This is a genomic window from Phormidesmis priestleyi ULC007, assembly GCF_003003695.1.
In the GTDB taxonomy this organism is placed as follows: domain Bacteria; phylum Cyanobacteriota; class Cyanobacteriia; order Leptolyngbyales; family Leptolyngbyaceae; genus Phormidesmis_A; species Phormidesmis_A priestleyi_A.
In genome coordinates this window covers 1-19,096 of sequence record NZ_PVWG01000025.1, presented here as the reverse complement: position 1 = coordinate 19,096, position 19,096 = coordinate 1, and the positions used below count along the sequence as shown (strand labels likewise).

Below are 19,096 nucleotides of genomic sequence, written 5' to 3'. Positions count from 1 at the left end.
AGATGAATAATCAAGGTAAAGTTCAAAGTGTCAGCACAGGTAAGGAAAATTTAAAGGATTTGTATCCATTGACTCCCATGCAAGCGGGAATGCTGTTTCATTCGCTCTACGACGAAAGTCTGGGTACTTTTCTAGAGCAGATTTTCTGTTCAATTACGGGTGATTTTCATATTGATCTGTTTGAGAAAAGTTGGAACGAGCTGTTTAAACAAAATGACATTTTTAGAACTATTCTAATTCCTCAAAAAGCGTCCCAACCCTTACAAATGGTTTTAAGGGAATGCCAGATAATTTTTCACTATGAAGATATTCAGCATCTGACAGGGAAACAACAAGAAGATTTTTTGAAAACCTATCAACAGAAAGACCGAAAAACAGGATTTAAGTTAGATCGAGATTTACTGATGCGGGTTGCGGTTTTTCAGACGCACCCCGATGCTTATGAAATCGTCTGGACGTATCATCACATTCTTTTAGATGGGTGGTCTTCTGGTCTGATGCTAGGACAACTCATTGACACCTATAAGGCACTCGTTGATGGTAAGCGTCCAAATCCTGGTAGTGCCCCACCTTATAGCGACTTTATTCGCTGGTTAAAACAGCAAAATACCGAGGCGGCACAGCAGTACTGGAAGCAGTATTTGCAGGGGTATACCGATCCAGTGAGGATGCCAAGAAGTCAGTTTGCAGCAACGGGGTATCAATTATCTACATTTACTTTTACGCTAGACGAACAATCGACCAGCCAGTTAGAGCAGTTGGCTCGTCAATATCAGGTTACTCTGAACAGTCTAGTTCAAAGTATGTGGGCAGTCTTGTTAGCCCACTATCATGATGCTGATGACGTTATTTTTGGCTCTACAATATCGGGTCGCCCTCCTGAAATTAGGGGCATTGAGCAGATGCTTGGTTTGTTCATCAATACGGTTCCGGTGCGGGTTCGTTTGACATCGCAATTAACATTTGCTCAATTAATGGAGCAGATTCAAAACGATGCGATCGCCAGCATGGAACACAGCTATTATTCATTAGCAGATATCCAGGCATTGAGTGAGCATCGGTCGAGCCTGATTGACCATCTGATTGTCTTTCAAAACTATCCTGCCCACGATCGCGTACGTGAAGCATTAGAAACGACTCATTATGGATTTACAATTGAAAAAGTTCAGGTTGTAGAACAAAGCAATTATGACTTCTCGGTAGTTGTAACTCCAGGAAATCAACTCCAATTCCGGTTTTTATACAATGCAAACGTTTTTAGTCCGGCTTATCTCCAACGCCTTGAGAGCCATCTGAGCAATATCATCAAAGCGGTGCTGCAATTCCCGGAAATTGCGATCGCTGATATTCAACTCCTGAGCGATCGCGAAAGCCACCTGCTACTATCAGAATTTAATGCGACTAAAACGGTTCGTGAGCCAGAAAAAACCATCGTTGACTTGATTGAACAACAGACCAATCACACTCCAGATGCAATAGCCGTACAGTTTGCTGACAAAAAACTCAGCTATCGGGAACTGGGTATCACCGCTGACAAAATCGCAGCTTACCTGATGACACAAACCCAGGTGCAACCCGGTGAACCGATCGCAATTCTGCTTTCGCCGTCCGAACAATTCGTGATTGCGGTACTGGCTGTGATCAAAGCGGGATGCGGATTTATGGCCCTGGATCCGAAAGCCCCCATAGAACGAAATCTGGCAATGATCAGCGAATCTGGGAGCAAAGTCGCGATCGTCGATGAGAGATTCAGTACCGAACTGAAAAACTTTTCTGGCACCGTGGTTGTCATCGAAAATCTAGATCTGCTTGAACCACTTTCAACAAACCATTTGCCATCCCCGGCCGACCTGGCTTATATCATCTTTACATCGGGTTCAACTGGCAACCCAAAAGGCATCGCAGTCAATCATTCCAGTCTCTTTAACTACATTCAGTGGTGTGCCAATTTCTACTTCCGGGGGCGAAATTTGGGAACCATGCCCCTGTTTACCTCTCCGGCTTTCGATCTAACGATCACCAGTCTCTTCTGTCCTTTGGTTCTCGGCAAGACAGTCGTAGTAGTGGACAGAGAAGAAATTGACCAAACCCTCAGACAGATTATCGACCTGGAAAACCAAATCGATACTATCAAACTGACACCCGCTCATATTTCAGCCTTAAAACAATTAGAAGCAAAGCAAACTGCGATTCAATTAGCCATTGTGGGTGGCGAGGAGTTGAAAAAAGAGCAAGTCGAAACATTACTGGCTCTCAATCCGAATATGGAAATCTATAACGAATATGGCCCAGCAGAAGCAACTGTCGGATGTATTGTCGATCGAGTAACAGAACCAGATCACATCACGATCGGTCAACCCATAGACAATACCAGAGTCTACATTCTCAATAGTCATCTTCAGCCTGTCCCGATTGGCTGTGTGGGTGAAATTTATATTGCGGGTTCCTGTTTAGCCGATGGTTATTGGACAAACCCTGCCTTGAGTGCAGCAAAATTTATTGCACATCCCCTAGAGCCAACCAGTAAGCTTTACCGCTCAGGAGATTTGGGCAAATGGTTGGAAACTGGAACAATGATCTACCTGGGTCGAAAAGACGATCAGGTGAAAATTAGAGGACACCGCGTAGAGTTGGGTGAAGTGGAGGGTTTGCTCAAGCAGCACCCCGGCGTTGAAGAGGCGGTTGTGGCGACCCGTGAACTCCCAGACCAGGAGCAGGAATTAAAGGCTTATCTCATCCCTGATTCTGGACGGGCACCCCTGCTACGACGGTTAGTTAGGCTGATCGCAGAGGATCCCAATCTTCAAAATCAGTTACACTCGTTGCCCAATGGCTTACAGATGTTTGGCATGAATCGGAAAGAAATCGATTACCTATATCAGGAGATCTTTGAGGAAGAGAATTACCTGGCACATGGAATTACCGTTAGCAATGGTGACATTGTTTTCGATGTGGGAGCCAACATTGGTATGTTTTCACTGTTAATCCATCAGCAGTATCCCGAAGCACAAATTTACGCTTTTGAACCGATTCCTCCAGTCTATGCAACCTTGAGTAAAAACTCTATCCTTTATGGTGAAAAGATTCATTGCTATCCCTTTAGCCTCTCCTGTGAAGAAACTCAGCAAACGTTTACGTATTACCCCACGAATACTGTGATGTCAGGTCGATATGGGGATACTGAGGACGATCGAACAATCGTGTCATCATTTATCCTGAACAACGAGAAAGTCAAAGGGTCAAATGGAGTACTCTCAACCGAAGAGGAACTGGATGACAGCATGCGATCTCTTTCCCAAACTGTTCATCTCAGACGGCTATCCTCAGTTCTGCGAGAGTTAGATATCAGTCACGTCGATCTGTTGAAGATTGATGTTGAAAAAAGTGAACTAGATGTTCTGGATGGTATTGATGCAGAGGACTGGCAAAAAATTAAGCAACTGATTGTGGAAGTTCACGACATCGACGGGCGGTTAGAACACGTTAAAGCCCGTTTAGCCAGATACGGATTTCAAGTTCAGGTTGCCCAAGACAACCTCCTCAAAGGCACCAACCTTTATAAAATCTATGGACATAGAGTCCAAAGCCAAATGTCCAACACGGCTACCCAATCTCAGCAGGAGAAAGCAGCGGAGCAGTGGGGACAGGTGGAAACGTTAGTCAAGAGTATTCGGGCTTTTCTTGACGACCAACTACCACAATACCTAATTCCAAGTGATTTCCAATTAGTAGATCAGTTCCCCTTAACTCATAACGGCAAACTTGACCGCAAAGCTCTGTTGCAACAAGCAGGACTCACTGGGAAGCAAAATCAAGCCTATGAACTGCCCAGGAGCCGTGTAGAAAAAGTTTTAGCTGAGATTTGGCAGGATTTACTGGGTGTTAAAAGTATAGGGGTGGACGATGATTTCTTTGTGCTTGGCGGTCACAGTTTAAAGGCATTGACGCTGCTTTCCCGAATTCGCAAATCTCTGGGCATCGAAATCGCCCTCAAGTCTGTCTTTGAATTTTCCACAATTCGCACCCTCGGTAACTATCTCGGTAGCTATATCGCCACGATCGGGCCTGATCAGAATATCATTATTGGCAAAGAACAGATGATCTTGCTCAGTACCGAACGCGAGAAACCCCTCTTTGCTTTACCCACTGTGTTGGGTTATGGAATCGCGTTTAAGGGACTGGCTCAACAGCTTAAGTTTCACTCAGTCTACGGCTTAGACTTTATTGAAGACAACAATCCTGTCGCCCGCTACATAGAATTGCTGGAAAAGGCGCAACCGGAGGGTTCCTACGTCTTATTGGGGTATTGTGGCGGCGGTAATTTGGCTTTTGAATTAGCAAAAGGATTAGAGCAACGCGATCGTCACGTTTCAGACATCATTATGTTGGATTCCGTGCCCCGATTTTGCCAACGCAATGACAGCGAGGCGATGATTCAAGAGCAAGTTGATGCAGAAATCGGCTACTACTCTACGTTTGTTCAAGAAGACAAAGATTTAAACCAGTTGTTCAACAACCCACACTTCAAAGAGAAACTCAGGACGAAAATGACGGCTTACCTGCGCTACTCAAATCATGTCATCAATAATGGACAAATAGCAGCCAATATTCATTTGATTTGTTCGCAAGAGAATCAGCCAATCTCCAATAACCTGGATAGCTGGGTTAACATCACTACAGGGAAGGTATCGGTTTACGAGGGCTTGGGCAATCACGGGGATATGCTCGTCAATGAATACTTATACCATAACGCCCACGTGATGAATGAAATTCTGGAGCAGACTCTCCAGAATTAACAATGTAGTTCTTAAGCAGTATCAATGAACGACTCCGCCGCAAGCGGACGGGGTATCAAACAGCCCTTTTTTAATTAGACACTTACGCCCCAAGGGGCGGGGAATCTACCCTCTACGAGATTGAAGTACCTAGTTTTCAAGAGGATCGAGACCTGATAAAGTGCAAGAAAAATTGCTATAGCAATCCTATTTCAGTTGTGAAAGTGGGGCAGGCTTCTAGCCTGTACGGGCAAGATGCCCATCCCACAATTCATTTAGGATTGCTATATAAACCTCTAAAACCCTTGATGTAAAATAAAATAAAATTGACAATTTAGTGGAAGGATTTTTATGCAAAACCCCTCTGAACCATTGCCAAGCCTACCTGCTGCCGCTGCTCCTGAAGCCAAGAGTATCTTTGAAAGCGAAACCTTTTGGGGAGCCATTTCGAGCGCTGCCGTCGCGATCGCCCCGGCCATCACCAGCCTACTGGACGAGTTGCTCAGGACGGGGAAAATTTCTCCTTTCACCATGCTCAAAATTCCAATTTTGCTGGCCACTACAGGCATCACCATCATGGGCCGGATAGAGGCGGAAACTCCAGTCTACACACCCGCTGGTTTGCCTGGTCCTGACAAGCCAGCGGATCCAACTCAGGCTAAAAGCATCTTTGAAAGCAAAACTTTCTGGGGTGCCGTTTCCACCGCTGTCGTAGCCATCTCCCCAACCCTTATCGATTTACTCGACGAGTTGCAGAAGACTGGCAAAATTGATCCCGGTAAGATATTCCACATTTCAGTGGTACTGGCGACTACGGGCTTAACAATTATGGGGCGAATCGGAGCGGATATCCCAGTCCACACACCCCCAGGATTTCCTGGCCCTGACAGGCCCGTATCTAGTTAGAAAATGGCAGGAGGCGATGTTCACGATTCCCAAGTGCTGGCGTTGCTTTGGTAATCTTCCACTGGAAGCAGCCGCCAGCTAGTATCTCGTGAGAGTTCCAAAACGAACTGATGATAGTTCACCAAACTTTGTCGATGTCCCACACTGATAAAGGTTGTTCCTGTTTGGCGCAACTGCTGATAGAGACTATCCTCGTTGTTTAAATCCAGGGCGCTCGTTGCCTCATCTAAAATGATATAACGAGGCCGAGTGACCAGGGTTCGTGCAAAGGCGAGGCGCTGTTGCTCGCCTAAAGACAAAACATTTTCCCAGTAGGCTTCGGCATCAAAACCACCGACTCTTGCAGGCAGGTCTTGAAGGTTGACTTGTTGCAGAACTTGTTCCAGTTCCGGATCTGTAACCCCTTGACGATTTCTATTCGGGTATAAAAGCTGCTGGCGCAGGGTTCCCAAAATCATGTAAGGGCGTTGAGGCAAAAATAATATCTCTTCCAGGTTTGGCCGCAGCAGACGACCTGTACCTGCATTCCATAACCCCGCGATCGCCCGTAACAGCGAACTTTTGCCACAGCCACTAGGGCCGACGATCAGTAATCCCACCCCAGGAGTCACTGAGACTGACAAATCTTGGATTAAAACCCGCTCATAGTTGGGAGTTTGCAGGCTGACATTTTCGAGCGCGAGACGGTCTGCTTCCACCGTTTCAATTGTACTGACTGGTTGCTGTTGGCTCTTGGTTGCGTCTAAAGTATCTAAGAAAGCAGATAAACGATTCGCAAGAGTCACAAATTGACCTAAATTACCAAATTGTTGCACAATCACTGATAGCGCACCCGCATACTGAGCACAAGCAATGCTGGCTTGAGACACTTCTCCTAATTCAATCTGACCGTAAAAATATAAGGGTGCTACCGTCACAAACGGAAATACATAGAGAAAAGACTGATAGCCGATCGCAAATAATTCTAGACTCTGCTGCGAACCAATCAAACTCTCAGAATTTTGAATCACGTTAGTAAATTTCTGATTGATTAACCGCGCTTCCTGGGCTTCGCCTTGAAAAAAAGCAATCGATTCAGCATTGTTGCGAAAATGAGTTAGGCAATAGCTGTAGTTGGCTTCGCTTTCAAGTTTGTCGGCATCAATCTTCGTCATTTGTTGACTCAGAAAAATGATGAAAACGTTACCCAAGATGGAATAAGCAATCAGCCCCAGCGCGGCTAAGGGAAAAATTGACCAAATAATTCCCAGAAATGCAATGATCTCAATAACTTTGGCAATCACCACGATCGCAATTTCGAGGGTCATGCTGGGAATTGGCTCAATTTCCTGGGATATCCGCTGATCGGGATTTTCAATTTCCGACTGAAAATTAATTTGATAATAAGACCGATCCTGAAAATACTTGTTTGAGATGTAATTAGTAAGCGATTTATACCAGTCAAGCGCGAGGATTTTTCTTAAGTATTGAGAAAAAGCCAGAATTGGTGTCATCGCTAAAAACAGACTGGCATAAATCAACAACAGGACAAAGAAGGTTGTAAAATCCTTCTGTTCAAGTACATCTATCAAATCTCTATTGACATAGCTACCGTAGGCATTGATGACATTGAACAAAACCAGCAAAAACAGCAGTAGAGCCAAAATCGACCAAGACCACAACAGTTCTAGAAAGCTCCTACTCGCTTCATTATCTAGTCTATTGACAACTTCATTGCCCGCTTCATCGACCTCTTTGTTGAATGGATACCAGTAAGGTTTAGCTATGGCTAAAAATTGCTGCCAGAACTCACTTTCAAATACATTCATCCTTTTCCTCTCTCCTGTTTTCTTCCCTCTGTTTTCTTCCCTCTTCTCTCCTTATCCCTTCCCTCCTTACCCCTATAAATTTAGCTCCACAGTGATTTGCGCTTTAGTCATTTCGACCTCATCTGCAAGGTTCAGTACGTTAATTTCTAGCTCTGGATTGTTAAGTACTTGCTCCAGGATTTTAATCAATGCCTGGTTGATAAAATGGGCTGTTTCTTCCCGAAACAAATTGCAATTGTAGGTCAAGTAACCTGCAATGCAATCACCACGGCTTTCAAAATAAAACCATAAATCCGTGACGGCGGTCTTTTGCTCATGCTCCAGAGGAATTTGGGTAACCTTGATGTGAGAAAGGATGATTTGCTCGATCTGAGAACCAATTTCATCCATCCAGGTATACCCAACATCAAACACAGGATTGTGGCTCAGATCTCGCTGAATCGGTAACTCCTGTACCAATTTATTGAAGGGATAAATCTGGTGTATGAAAGCGTCTAGAGCCGTCTGTTTTACTCGTTGCAGCAAATCGACAAATCGGTCTTGTCCGCTAACATGATCTCTCAACACAACGGTATTGAGATAAAGACCAATTTGAGTTTCCCAATCTGCTTGAGTTCGCTCGGAAACAGGGGTGGCCACAATAATATCTGCTTTGCTCGTATAACGATGCAGCAACGCCTTGATCACCGCTAGAACGATCGCGAACTGACTGACTTCGTGTTGCTTGCTAAATTCCTCCAGCATCTTGACTAATTGGGTAGACAGGTTCAAGGGTATAACGGCTCCTTGAAACGTTTGCAGGGTCGATCTCGGATAGTCGGTAGGCAAATCTAAGGGGCGAAGGTCTTGTAACTTTTGTTGCCAATAGGCTTGATGCACCCGCGCCTGGTGACTATTCAAGAAGGTATTCTGCCAAGTTGCATAATCCTTATATTGAAATTCCAGAGGTTGCAGTGGATTGTCTTGCCCATTTTGATAGGCTTCATACAACGTAGTCAACTCTTGCAACAGCAATCCAATAGACCAACCATCAAAAATAATGTGGTGGGTGTTGATCAACAACAGATGCCGCATGGGTGCTAATTGCCACAGATACACGCGCAACAGCGTTTCTTTTTCCAGGTCAAACGGTAGCGTGGCTGCTTTCTCTATCCACGATCGGGCGCTCTTGAATGGTTCTGCCTCCCCAGTCAAATTACGCTCTTCTAACCAAAAATTGCTATCCGGGCTAATCCACTGTCTGGGTTCACCATCGACGCAGATAAACGTCGTTCGCAAGACTTCATGCCGTTCAACCAAGGAACGAAATGCTTTCAGCAGGGCTTGCCGATTCAGGGAACCTTCTAACACGACAGCCCCAGGGATATTGTAGGCGATCGCCGCACCTATCTGCGCTGATGTCCAAAACTGCCGTTGAGACTGAGAAAGAGCATAATGTTCTGCGGGGGTTACTAGCTCAATGGGAGGTAGTTGCAGTGGTTGCTTGACGCGCACTAGTTCAGCGATTTCTCTCATCCTGAGGTTGGCAAAGACTTCTTTTAAGTTGAGATCCACGCCTAAGCGATGACGCACGCGAGCGACAATTTGAATGATCTTTAAACTATTGGCTCCCAGGGTAAGTAAGTTATCGTTAATGCCGATTCTGTCTTGCTTGAGCACTTCAGCTCCAATCTCTACCAGTTGCGCTTCCAGTTGATCGCGGGGTGCAACATAGTCCGGGGTGGAAGACGGCTTGAGTTGTTCAGGCTTGGGAAGCGATCGCCAAGCGAGTTTACCATTCGCGGTTAGGGGCAACCGCTCTAGACGGATCATCTGTTGGGGAATCATATAAGCAGGTAATTTTTCACTTAACTGGCATCGCACCTGCTCCAGATTCAGTTCTCCTGAACCTACAACATAAGCAATCAATTCCGGATCTGTTGAGGAATCATTCGTCACCACTGCAACATCATGAATCTGGCTAAATGCTAAAAGTTGCTGCTCAATTTCTTGCAATTCAATCCGATAGCCTCGGATTTTCACCTGACTGTCTTTTCGTCCCAGATATTCCAACTCCAACGTGTCCAACCACCGCCCTAAATCTCCAGTCCGGTAAACTCGCTTTCCTGGATAAAACGGATGGACAATAAATCGTTCTTGTGTCAGTTCTTCCCGGTTCCAATACCCTCTTGCCAAGCCATTTCCACCAATGCAAATTTCCCCTGCTACTCCCAGAGGCTGAAGTTGACAGTCTTCATCTAAGATATAGATTTGGCTATTGGCGATCGCGGTGCCAATGGTAATTTTTTCGGGATTAGCTTCCACGATCGTACATCCTACCGTTGCTTCTGTCGGGCCATACTCGTTGTAGATTCGTATGGAGTTGTTGCGCTCTTTTAGTAACTGAATGTGCGTTGGTTTTAATTCCTCACCCCCCACAATCACCACTTCGATATTGCTGGGGGTAACTGGAATATAGTTCAGGATTTGGATATGAGAAGGCGTTAACTTAATCGCATCGATTTCACTATCCTCTCGAAAACAAGTTTCTAAAACGACTTCGGGTGAATTATCTGGATAGATATATAACTTTTTTCCCCGTAAGAGGGGCAGGAAGATGGTCGTTACTGTCAAGTCAAAGGCGGGTGAGGTAAACAAAGCCATATTGCCGCGGTCAGGGTTTTGCTCAAAGTAGTATTCGCTGGCCCAGTAAAGGTAGTTCATTAAGCTGCGGTGTTCGATCGCCACTCCTTTCGGTAAACCCGTAGAGCCAGAGGTATACATCAGATAGGCTAATTGGTGGGGATCGCCCGATCGGGTGAGATGGGTTGCAGGTGCCAGGGGAAGTTCCCGGATGTCTGTCACTTGCACTGCCCCCACAGCCCACTTATTCTGCTGACTGGCTTCGCTCAAAATAATTCGGCAATCACTATCGGCAACCATATAGCGAATACGTTCCAGGGGAAATTCCGGTTCGATGGGCAGGTAAGCGCCCCCAGCTTTCAACACCCCCAGGATGGCGATGATCAAATACTCTGAGCGGGTCAGGAGTAACCCAACTCGATGTTCTGGCTCCACTCCTTGAGTTTGGAGATAAGCGGCGACCTGATTAGCCTGTTGGTTTAAATCTCGATAGGTCAGAGAGCACTGTTCACAAACAATGGCGATTGCGTCTGGGCTACGCTCAACTTGCTCCTCAAACCAATCAATCACTGGCTTTTGCTGAGGATAGGATGTTTGAGTGGCGTTGACGGTTTCTAAGAGTGTATTCCGTTCCGCCTCAGATAACAGTTCGACGGCTGAGATCGCCCGATCGGGATGCCACACAACACACGCTAAAATTCGCAACAGGTGAGCAGCTATTTGGTTGATGAATGCCTCGTTGAAAATTTCATCATTGTAGGAGATCGCTAGAGTGTATTGCTTCTGGGATTCTCCAATCTGGGATTCCTCAATCTGAAATCGCAGGGTTAACTTGTCGTCAAACGAATGATTTTGATTCAGTGCCGAGTAGCTAAACCCAACCTGGAACAAAGCATCTGGATTGCGACCCTCTGCACCCAATCGCCGCAGTAATGCCTCAAGGTCATAGTCTTGATGTTTGTGCGCACGAGTGACGGTAGTCTGAATGATCTGGAGCAAATTTCGGATGGTTCCGTCTTTGACCACTGGAAGTCTGAGAAACAGGATGCCTGCGTGAGGATTTCCGGTTGTTTGCGATACTTGGAGCCTGGGCGTAACGATGAGGATATCCTGAGTGTTCATGTATCTGGACAGGAGAATCGCGACGGCTGCCGCCATTAACACATAAGCATTAGTTGGTATTCCTTTCGTGACCTCATTTAATCGATCGCGAATCGGTTGGGGAAAGGATGATACGTGTGACTGGGTAGAGCCTGAGATATCCTGCTGGCGGTTCAGGGGGATAAACCCGTGCGGCTCAAATCCTCTTAATTGGTCGATCCAAAAATCTTCGGAAATAACCCTGCGAATATCCATGTCCATAGCAAGCTCATCACTCCCTAAAAATCAAGATCAAACAACAGTTCTGGTTCTTCGGCTGACTCTTCGTAAGCAGTCTGAATGTTGAGATTATCCAGTGTCTGGTGGGGATGGGCAAGGATATCTATGACCAGGGCATAAAATCGGTTTTTCATCACCTCAATCCGTTCAAGCTTCCACAAATCCGTTTTGTATTCAATATCCAGTTGCAGTTGGTCATCGTTTTCGATAAAGTTGAAGATTAAATCAAATCGGCTAGCCAGTACAATATTCTCAACGATTGACACCTTCAGCCCATCTCCCTGGGTATACGTTTGGGGATGGTTGTGCATTACAACTTGCACTTCAAACAGAGACGATCCCTGTAAGCTGAGATCCCGCTGTTGCAGTTCGTTAACCAGCAGATCGAAGGGATACAAAGTGTTCTCCAGCGCTTCCAGGATCGTTTGCCTGACCTGATGCAAAAGCGACACAAAGCTTTGATTAACGGCAATTATATCCCGCAGAATCAGCGGATTGATGAAACAGCCAATCTGCTCCTCTAAATCAGGATGAGGGCGATCGGCAAAGGTCGTGCCAACAATTATATCCGTCTGTTGAGTGATCCGATACAGTAGGGTTTTGACCGCCGTGACTAGGAGCATGTATAGGCTGGCACCATAGTTGCGACTGAGGCGATTTAAGGCAGCGGTTTGTCCGGGATCGAAGGTGAAAGTCATCACACTGCCTTTGAATGTGGGCACGGATGGGCGAGGAAAATCCGTTGGTAAATTGAGTGCAGGTTGCGATCCCAAGAGTTTATTGTGCCAGTAAGCCCGTTGTTTGACTAAGCGATCGGTTTGCAGGAGAGCATTGTGCCAAGCGGCATAGTCTTTGTACTGGATGCTTAAAGGGGAGGGCTGGTAGTTCTGACCCGATCGATAGGTGGCATAGTAGTTAAAGAGTTCCCGCCCCAGAATATCGAGCGACCAGCCATCAATAATAAGGTGATGAGTGGTAAATAACAGAATGTGTCGGGTATCGGACAGTTTGAGTAACAGGGTTCGCAGGAGCGGTCCCTGAGCCAGATCAAAGGGTTTCTGAGCTTCCTCCCAGCCATACTTGCCAGCGAGTTCCAGGGAATTCTCAGCTTCCGAGAGGTCAAGGTCGGTTTGGGGAACAGGCATCGTCTCATGCACCCGTTGCCTGGGTTCCTCCTCTACCAGAACAAAGGTGGTTCTCAAGGATTCATAGCGGGCGACGATGGACTGAAACGATCGCTGTAAAGCTGTAATCTCTAAATCTCCCTCCAACAGTAAGGACGTAGACAGGTTATAGGCGATCTCACTCTCGTCCAGTTGGGCATGAAGCCAGAGGCTGCGCTGGGCAGGGGAAAGGTCATAATCTCGAAAGGGGGGCTGCATTCCTGCTGCATCAGCAGGTTCTGGTAGGGGCTGCATTAGCGGCAACGGTGGAGTGGTTCGATCTTTAATTCGGGTTGCCAAACTCGCAATGTTCGGTGCTTCAAATAAATCGCGCAGACTGATGTCTACCGCTAATTCTGCCTGGATTCTGGAGATCAGTTGAGTTCCTTGCAAACTTGATAAACCTAAATCAAAAAAATTGTCATCTACACTAACCAACGGTTTTCCCAGCGTCTGTTGGATATAGTGAGCGATCGCCTTTTCTGTGGAATTCCCAGGAGCGACAAAATCGACCCCTGTTAATGACACTCCTGGTATCTCGCTCAAGGCTGAATAGTCAACCACTCCGGACGCAGTCCGTGGGATTGTTTCCACCTGAATCAACCTAAAACTCTCAGGGATAGACAATAAGCTGTTCAATAATTGCTCAACTTTCTGAAGATCATGCCCCTCGGCTTTTGTCAGGACTACGTATACACGAAATTCGATCGCGGCATCAGCACCTTGAGGCTGACTTTCTCTAACAACAACCTCTTTGACCCCAGAACATAGACTAAGGGTCAGTTCAATTTCCCTGGGAGAGGTCGCCTTATCGCCACAAATTTCGATACCGCGATCGAAGCGCAGACGAGCCTTGTCGCCTGTTGGGATGGCCATCCCTGAGGGATATTCCACACAGAGTTTCCCGGGTATGCCTACAGGTAAAATTTGGTCGTAGGCATCGCGCACGGAGAACCCCAGTTGAGCGATCGGATGTCCTAGAGGAACGGCTTGACTGTTGCCCTGCGGCTCCTCTGGGAGGGATACCAGTTGCTTGACCGCCCCCACTAAGGATAGGACAGGAAGTTTGTAGACCCAATAAAGCTCAACAGGTTGACCCAGACAATCCAGACATTGAGAGAGTTGCTTGACTAATCCGTATCCCAATTTGCCCTGGTCAAAAATAACCCACTGCTGCGGCTTACTTACCATTAGTAATTTTGGGTTAACTGAAAATGCCCTTGCCAATGCAACCATGTCTGTCAAAGATGCCACGATCATAGTGCTGGTTTTGTCTGCAAAAGCAGCCAGGTTTTCCGAATCAGAGATCTGTTGCCAAGCGATGACGTTAAGAGACGCGCCAACTGTCAAACTCGATAACAAAAAGTCAAAAATGGCAAAATCTTCTCTCTCAAACTGGTTGAAGATGGAGATGCGATCGCGGCTCGTGTGAGGAAGCAGTTTTTGCAGACCTGCAATGTGACGGCAAACAGCAAGATAACTCAGTTGCAGGCGATCAATCTCAGTAGATGCCGTTGCGTACAAGAAGTCAATATAACCTTCTGAATTAATAGGCTGGAGATTTTCACTACTATGGGTTGAAATTATTGACCAATCATCATCAATAGCGACTAAATGAGTGCCTGAATGTGACTTGCCCTCGGTTAAAGCCGTGATCAATGATGCCTCGGTCAAGAGCAAACCCTCAACCCATTCATCCGTTGCCATCCGGATTGCCTCTGCACTAAGCCCAGGATTAATCAAAGTTACACTCATTCCACCCTTGAATAGCGCCAACACTGCGATCGCGAGTTGGATGGGATGTTGCAGATACACTGTAACGTGTGATTGTGCAGCTTCCTGAGCCTTTAGATACCGTGCTAGTTGATTTGCTCGGTAATTTAACACTGTATAGGAAATAGATTCATCCCCAACTGTAACCGCGATCGCATCAGGGTTCTGACTCACCTGGCGCTCAAACTGCTGATGAATTGGCTCAACATCTTGCACTGAATCAACATCTGAAAAGAACGTTTGATGGTCTTCAGGTAAAACCAAGGGCAGTTGATATAATCGACTTTCAGGAGAAGCCAGGATACCTGCTAACAATGTGAGAAAAGCATGACACCAGTGACGGATAGTTTGAGGATCAAATAAGTCGGTGCGGTAGGTAAAATCTAAAACAAATTGATCGTCATGCTGAATACTGTTCAAGCTGAGATCAAATTTTGCAAAATGGACTGGGCTTGGCATTAACGCTACATCCAGCCCATGCAGTTTTGGGATGTCCATCATCTTGTCAATATTAAACAGGGTTGTCACCTGAGGGGCAGTGACGGACTGCGGGTGTACCTGACTGAGCCGGTCGATGAAAAAGTAGCGCTGGTGTTCGTGGGCATCAAACAAGGTTTTTTTGACAGATGCCAGAAACTCAGTAAATTCCAGATCCCAGCGTGGGTTGCTGACGATCGGCAACAGCGAACTACAGTGTCCCACCAAATCTCTGGCTCCCATTAGCAGTTGTCCCGCCGTCGGAATACCTACAACCAATTGTTCCTGTCCCGTCAGCCGGGATAAAAAGACCGTCCAGGCAGCCAGAAGTGTCATCACCACGGTTGTCCCCTGAGTCTGACTGAACCGCTTTAGCTGTTCATAAACAGCACTGTTCAGCGTCAGCGTTTGACGATCGCCGTTGTAAGTTCTGGCGGGTTTCAGGAAATCGCTGGGTAAGACGAGCTTTGGGATTGAAGTACTCCAAACCTCTAACCAATAGGCGTGATCTTGCTCCAGTTGTTGGCTTGTCTGCAGCGTTAGCAGCCAGTCTAGATAACTCTGATACTGTACAGGTTTTGGTTTATCCGCCTGTCTGCCCACACATAAAGTTGAATACAATTCAGCAACTTCTTGCAGGATCACTTCGATCGACCATCCATCTGCAATTAAATGATGAGCCACCAGCACCATCAGATAATCCCGATGATTCACCTGTGCCAACTGCAACCGAAAAAATGGCCCTTCCTTAAAGTTGAATGGCTGAGACGTTACCGCCTCCAACCAGGCATCAATTTGTTGTTGTTTAACATTCTCTGATGCTTCAGGCAGAACTAGGCAAGGAATCTCAATTTGTAGGGTTGCTGCAATAATTTGCTCTTCTGAACTGATACTGATTATTCGCAAAGCGTCCCGTCGAGCCACTACAGTCTGTATGGCTGCCTTTAGAAGTGGTATTTGCAACTCACCGCGCAATCGCATCACCACTGATTGATTGTATGCAGACGATTTATCTGCTCCTAGATTTGACCAAAACCAGAGGTCGCGCTGTCCTGGCGAAGGGGGAATATGAATGGCTTCCTCCCCTGGATTTGACTCAGTATGGCGCTCGGTTGAGGTAGTACTGCAATTAGCTGAACCAGATGAATGCTGGATTTGCTGTAGCAAATCTAATTGCTGGGTCATAACCATAAGTTGCTGCTTGATCAGATTTAGCACCGATGGCTGCCCTCTATTTTGTTGCAAGGGGTTATACATTTTTATCTCATATTTTAGTCGGGTAAGAGGGGAAATGGGGTTGTGTCGCAAATACTTTTTAGTGACAAACGAAGTGTTTCGTTCGCGTTCCGTTAAGCACTCATTCCAAAGAGCTTCTCAATAAACTTTACTTGAGAAACCCTGTCCCCTGGGGTGCCGCAGCGCTGGAAACCCCAGGTCGTGGAGGACGACGCAACGACTATCTCAGTTGGGATGAGGAAATCGCGTTTTTAGAACCCTTCCTGAGCGATTCGGCTCAGGGATTGTTGACCACCATTCAAACGATTCATCAAGCCTTTGAGCAACGGGTCAAAGACTGCGTGCATCCCACATTTATCGATTGTTGGAACGGCATGGATGGCGTCAACTGATGCCTCGTCCCTACCACCCGGCTGGGGACAAACAAGCGCAAGAGACATTTAAAAAACTTTCCCATGCTGGTGCGAACCGCTCTAGCCGACCGGGATAGTGAGGATGAACGTCCTGTGGTAATTTTGGCTGCCGACGAAGGTCGATTTGGGCGGCGGGGACAAGTCATGCGAGCTTGGTGTGCACCTGGAATCCGTCCTGATGCTGCTCAACAATGGGTACGCGAAAATCTATATGCGTTTGTGGCAGTCGCACCGAGTTTGGGGCGAATGAGCGCATTGGGGTCACCGTTTTCTAACACCGCTATGGTGAATTTGTTTCTTGAACAAGGGGCTGAGGATTTTGCTGATTTTTCGTGGTGATGCAGGTGGATGGTGCTTCTTATCATCGTTCTGGAGATTTGCTCATTCCTGAGAATATTCGCTTGATTTTTCAACCGCCTCGCAGTCCTGAACTTAATCCAACAGAACATATTTGGGAGGAGATCCGAGAGAAACATTTCTACAATCGAGCCTTTGAGACGCTAGATGCGGTCAGCAATACTCTTTGCAAAGGCTTAAAAGAGCTGATGGACTTACCTGAAAAAATCAGTTCGATGACCTACTTTCCACATCTCCAAATGACGACTTAGAACGCGAAACGGTATTAGTAGATACAGCACATTTCAGGTTTATGAAGTACAGTAACAACAGTCTGCAAACCAGTTGCGTAAGTGTTCAGGATTAACCAAATGCAGAGCTGTTGCAATGAGCGTGTCTACCATTTTGGTCGTCGTGGGAGAGAACTGTCGTAAGAACGCTTTAAGCTGTGACCACCAAAGTTCAATGGGATTAAACTCTGGGGAGTAGGGCGACAAATTCAGGGTGCTGGCTCCGACTGACTCAATCAGCGGTTTGATGGAAGCGATCTGGTGGGCAGGCAGATTATCCATGACCACCCCTGCCCCTGACCAAAGCTGAGGAACTAAACAATGTCGGATAAAGACTTCAAACGCCTTGCCGTCCATTGAATCATTTAAGGTCATGATCGCCAACACGCGATCAAGTGAGATTGCCCCAATCACCGTCACCTTCGCACCTCGGTAAAACGGCTTGAGGTCATAGACTCTTGTGCCTTGAGGACTGCGCGCATGGGTTCGCGTCAATCCCAGCAAAACCCCCATCTCATCGAGAAATACCAGATTCTCAGGGGCAACTTGGCTCACTTGCTCCCAGTACTCGCTGCGTAGCTTTTGGACTCGTTCAGCCGCGGCTTGCGTGCTGCGTAAAGTCTTTTTTTTCGCGTCAACTCTGCCTTTTGCAACGCTCGGCACATTGTACTGGCACTGACCCATTGCTGGTGGGTTTCTCCCCAGTACTCACAGTATTCTACCAGCGTCGCATCGGGGTGTTGCTCTACCATCTCAGCTAACTGAACCTCACGCCCTGCTAGCTTACCCTTCATGCCTCCGCCCGGTTTGCCTGGGGTAAGATGTCCGGCTACTTCCTGTTGTTTTAGCATCTTTTGGACAAAGGCTTTGCTGACATCAAATCGAGCCGCCACCTTCCGAACTGAGGTGTTCCCGACTTGATAGGCTTGCACAACTTTTTCTCGGAAGCTGGTGGAATAAGGCTGCATTTTTTCTATTGACACTGACTAGTTAACTGTACTACACATACTTGAAAACTGCTGTATCTGCTGGGGAGTAGACAGGAAGAGTCCTCTGCCTCAGAGGATGAAATAGGGTAAGCAGACATTGAGCCGAGATCGCTAGTTATCTGGGTTAGGGTAGGACTGCATCGCTGAAGTGAGCCATTGGCAGAGCTTTAGAGAACTAGTTCCTACCCTAACCCAATCGACCCAAAACAAAGGATGAACCCCACAGGCGGAATTTACAGCGATCGCTTGCCGCATTGAATCGGCGTTGCCTCCACGAATTAGGCTGGAAATCAACTGATTAAACGTGCGATCTCAATCACAAAGCGTTGACTTGAAATCGCACTTCGGTAGAGCGGTTCGCATTGCTCCTGATTTTGTCCACCCGCCGCTGAACCCAGCCAGTCCAGTCTCGCCTGCCTACAAATCAGGCTTAGCTTTTCACAAAAGAGAACACAAGATTCGTATCTACAACTTTTCCAGTCATTGAGGTTGCGCCCGTCGTTCCCGAGAGCACAATGGCTTTGTTACCACTGAACTTCTCAAGCTTAAGGGTGATGGTGTTGCCTTGTTTGGTCGCGCTGAGGCTGCCTTTTTGCAACGGACCGTCCTGTCCTTCTAGCTGCCAAGTGCCTTGATAGGTGGAATCCTTGCCCGTCATCTTGAGAGTCAGATAGGACAAAGCATCATCGCCCGCCGCATGAATGTTGCCTTGCCAGAAGCCGTTGAGGAACAGAGGAGCCGTGAACCGCGCCAGACTGGGTGACTGAACCGTGGGTGAAACGGCGGTCAGTCCGGGTTGAATGGTTTGGACACCTGCTTGAACGGGGTTCACCGTTAAAGCTAGACCACTGGGTAATGTTCTAGACGTGTTGTTCGTGTCTAAATGGGGAATCCGAATATGACGCGATTAATGAACCGTCCAATCACC

12 protein-coding genes are annotated in these 19,096 nt (G+C 46.8%); 6 read left to right on the top strand and 6 right to left on the bottom strand.

Features of this window, described 5'->3' with window-relative positions; translation table 11 throughout:
* Positions 1-2 precede the first annotated feature (2 nt).
* A complete protein-coding gene (locus tag C7B65_RS17935) occupies positions 3-4,796 on the top strand; it encodes a non-ribosomal peptide synthetase (protein ID WP_073072315.1) in 4,794 nt (1,597 codons plus the stop codon).
* A gap of 330 nt (positions 4,797-5,126) precedes the next feature.
* Positions 5,127-5,681: a hypothetical protein gene (locus C7B65_RS28850; protein ID WP_073072313.1), complete on the top strand. Its 555-nt coding sequence runs from the start codon at positions 5,127-5,129 to the stop codon at positions 5,679-5,681.
* Between the two features lie 20 nt (positions 5,682-5,701).
* Here C7B65_RS28850 and C7B65_RS17925 read toward each other — a convergent pair whose 3' ends face one another.
* The 3 genes from C7B65_RS17925 to C7B65_RS17915 form a co-directional block, all read right to left on the bottom strand.
* Positions 5,702-7,489: an ABC transporter ATP-binding protein/permease gene (locus C7B65_RS17925; RefSeq protein ID WP_073072311.1), complete on the bottom strand. Its 1,788-nt coding sequence runs from the start codon at positions 7,487-7,489 to the stop codon at positions 5,702-5,704.
* Between the two features lie 72 nt (positions 7,490-7,561).
* A complete protein-coding gene (locus C7B65_RS17920) occupies positions 7,562-11,473 on the bottom strand; it encodes a non-ribosomal peptide synthetase (protein ID WP_083582956.1) in 3,912 nt (1,303 codons plus the stop codon).
* Between the two features lie 17 nt (positions 11,474-11,490).
* Positions 11,491-16,089, bottom strand: a complete 4,599-nt coding sequence (locus C7B65_RS17915; protein ID WP_181314428.1) for a condensation domain-containing protein — start codon at positions 16,087-16,089, stop codon at positions 11,491-11,493.
* A gap of 203 nt (positions 16,090-16,292) precedes the next feature.
* Here C7B65_RS17915 and C7B65_RS17910 point away from each other — a divergent pair, with 203 nt between their 5' ends.
* The 4 genes from C7B65_RS17910 to C7B65_RS17895 are packed head-to-tail and all read left to right on the top strand — an operon-like array spanning position 16,293 to position 17,161.
* Positions 16,293-16,532 carry a hypothetical protein gene (locus C7B65_RS17910; protein WP_073072306.1) on the top strand — a complete coding sequence of 80 codons (240 nt, stop codon included), beginning with the start codon at positions 16,293-16,295 and terminating at the stop codon, positions 16,530-16,532.
* Complete coding sequence (locus C7B65_RS29655; protein WP_397428393.1) at positions 16,502-16,630, top strand: winged helix-turn-helix domain-containing protein; 129 nt, start codon at positions 16,502-16,504, stop codon at positions 16,628-16,630. Before C7B65_RS17910 ends, C7B65_RS29655 begins: the two co-directional genes overlap by 31 nt.
* On the top strand, positions 16,596-16,892 hold the full coding sequence (locus C7B65_RS17900) for a hypothetical protein (RefSeq protein ID WP_143162054.1): 297 nt from the start codon (positions 16,596-16,598) through the stop codon (positions 16,890-16,892). Before C7B65_RS29655 ends, C7B65_RS17900 begins: the two co-directional genes overlap by 35 nt.
* Entirely contained in the window at positions 16,892-17,161 is a 270-nt protein-coding gene (locus C7B65_RS17895; protein WP_073074436.1) for a transposase, read from the top strand. Before C7B65_RS17900 ends, C7B65_RS17895 begins: the two co-directional genes overlap by 1 nt.
* 39 nt (positions 17,162-17,200) lie before the next feature.
* Here C7B65_RS17895 and C7B65_RS17890 read toward each other — a convergent pair whose 3' ends face one another.
* The 3 genes from C7B65_RS17890 to C7B65_RS17880 all read right to left on the bottom strand — a co-directional run bounded on the left by C7B65_RS17890 (position 17,201) and on the right by C7B65_RS17880 (position 19,000).
* Complete coding sequence (locus C7B65_RS17890; protein ID WP_073072302.1) at positions 17,201-17,734, bottom strand: transposase; 534 nt, start codon at positions 17,732-17,734, stop codon at positions 17,201-17,203.
* Positions 17,731-18,147, bottom strand: coding sequence for a helix-turn-helix domain-containing protein (locus C7B65_RS17885; RefSeq protein ID WP_073072300.1), 417 nt, complete (start codon positions 18,145-18,147; stop codon positions 17,731-17,733). Before C7B65_RS17885 ends, C7B65_RS17890 begins: the two co-directional genes overlap by 4 nt.
* A gap of 451 nt (positions 18,148-18,598) precedes the next feature.
* Positions 18,599-19,000 carry a hypothetical protein gene (locus C7B65_RS17880; RefSeq protein WP_073072298.1) on the bottom strand — a complete coding sequence of 134 codons (402 nt, stop codon included), beginning with the start codon at positions 18,998-19,000 and terminating at the stop codon, positions 18,599-18,601.
* Positions 19,001-19,096: the final 96 nt, after the last annotated feature.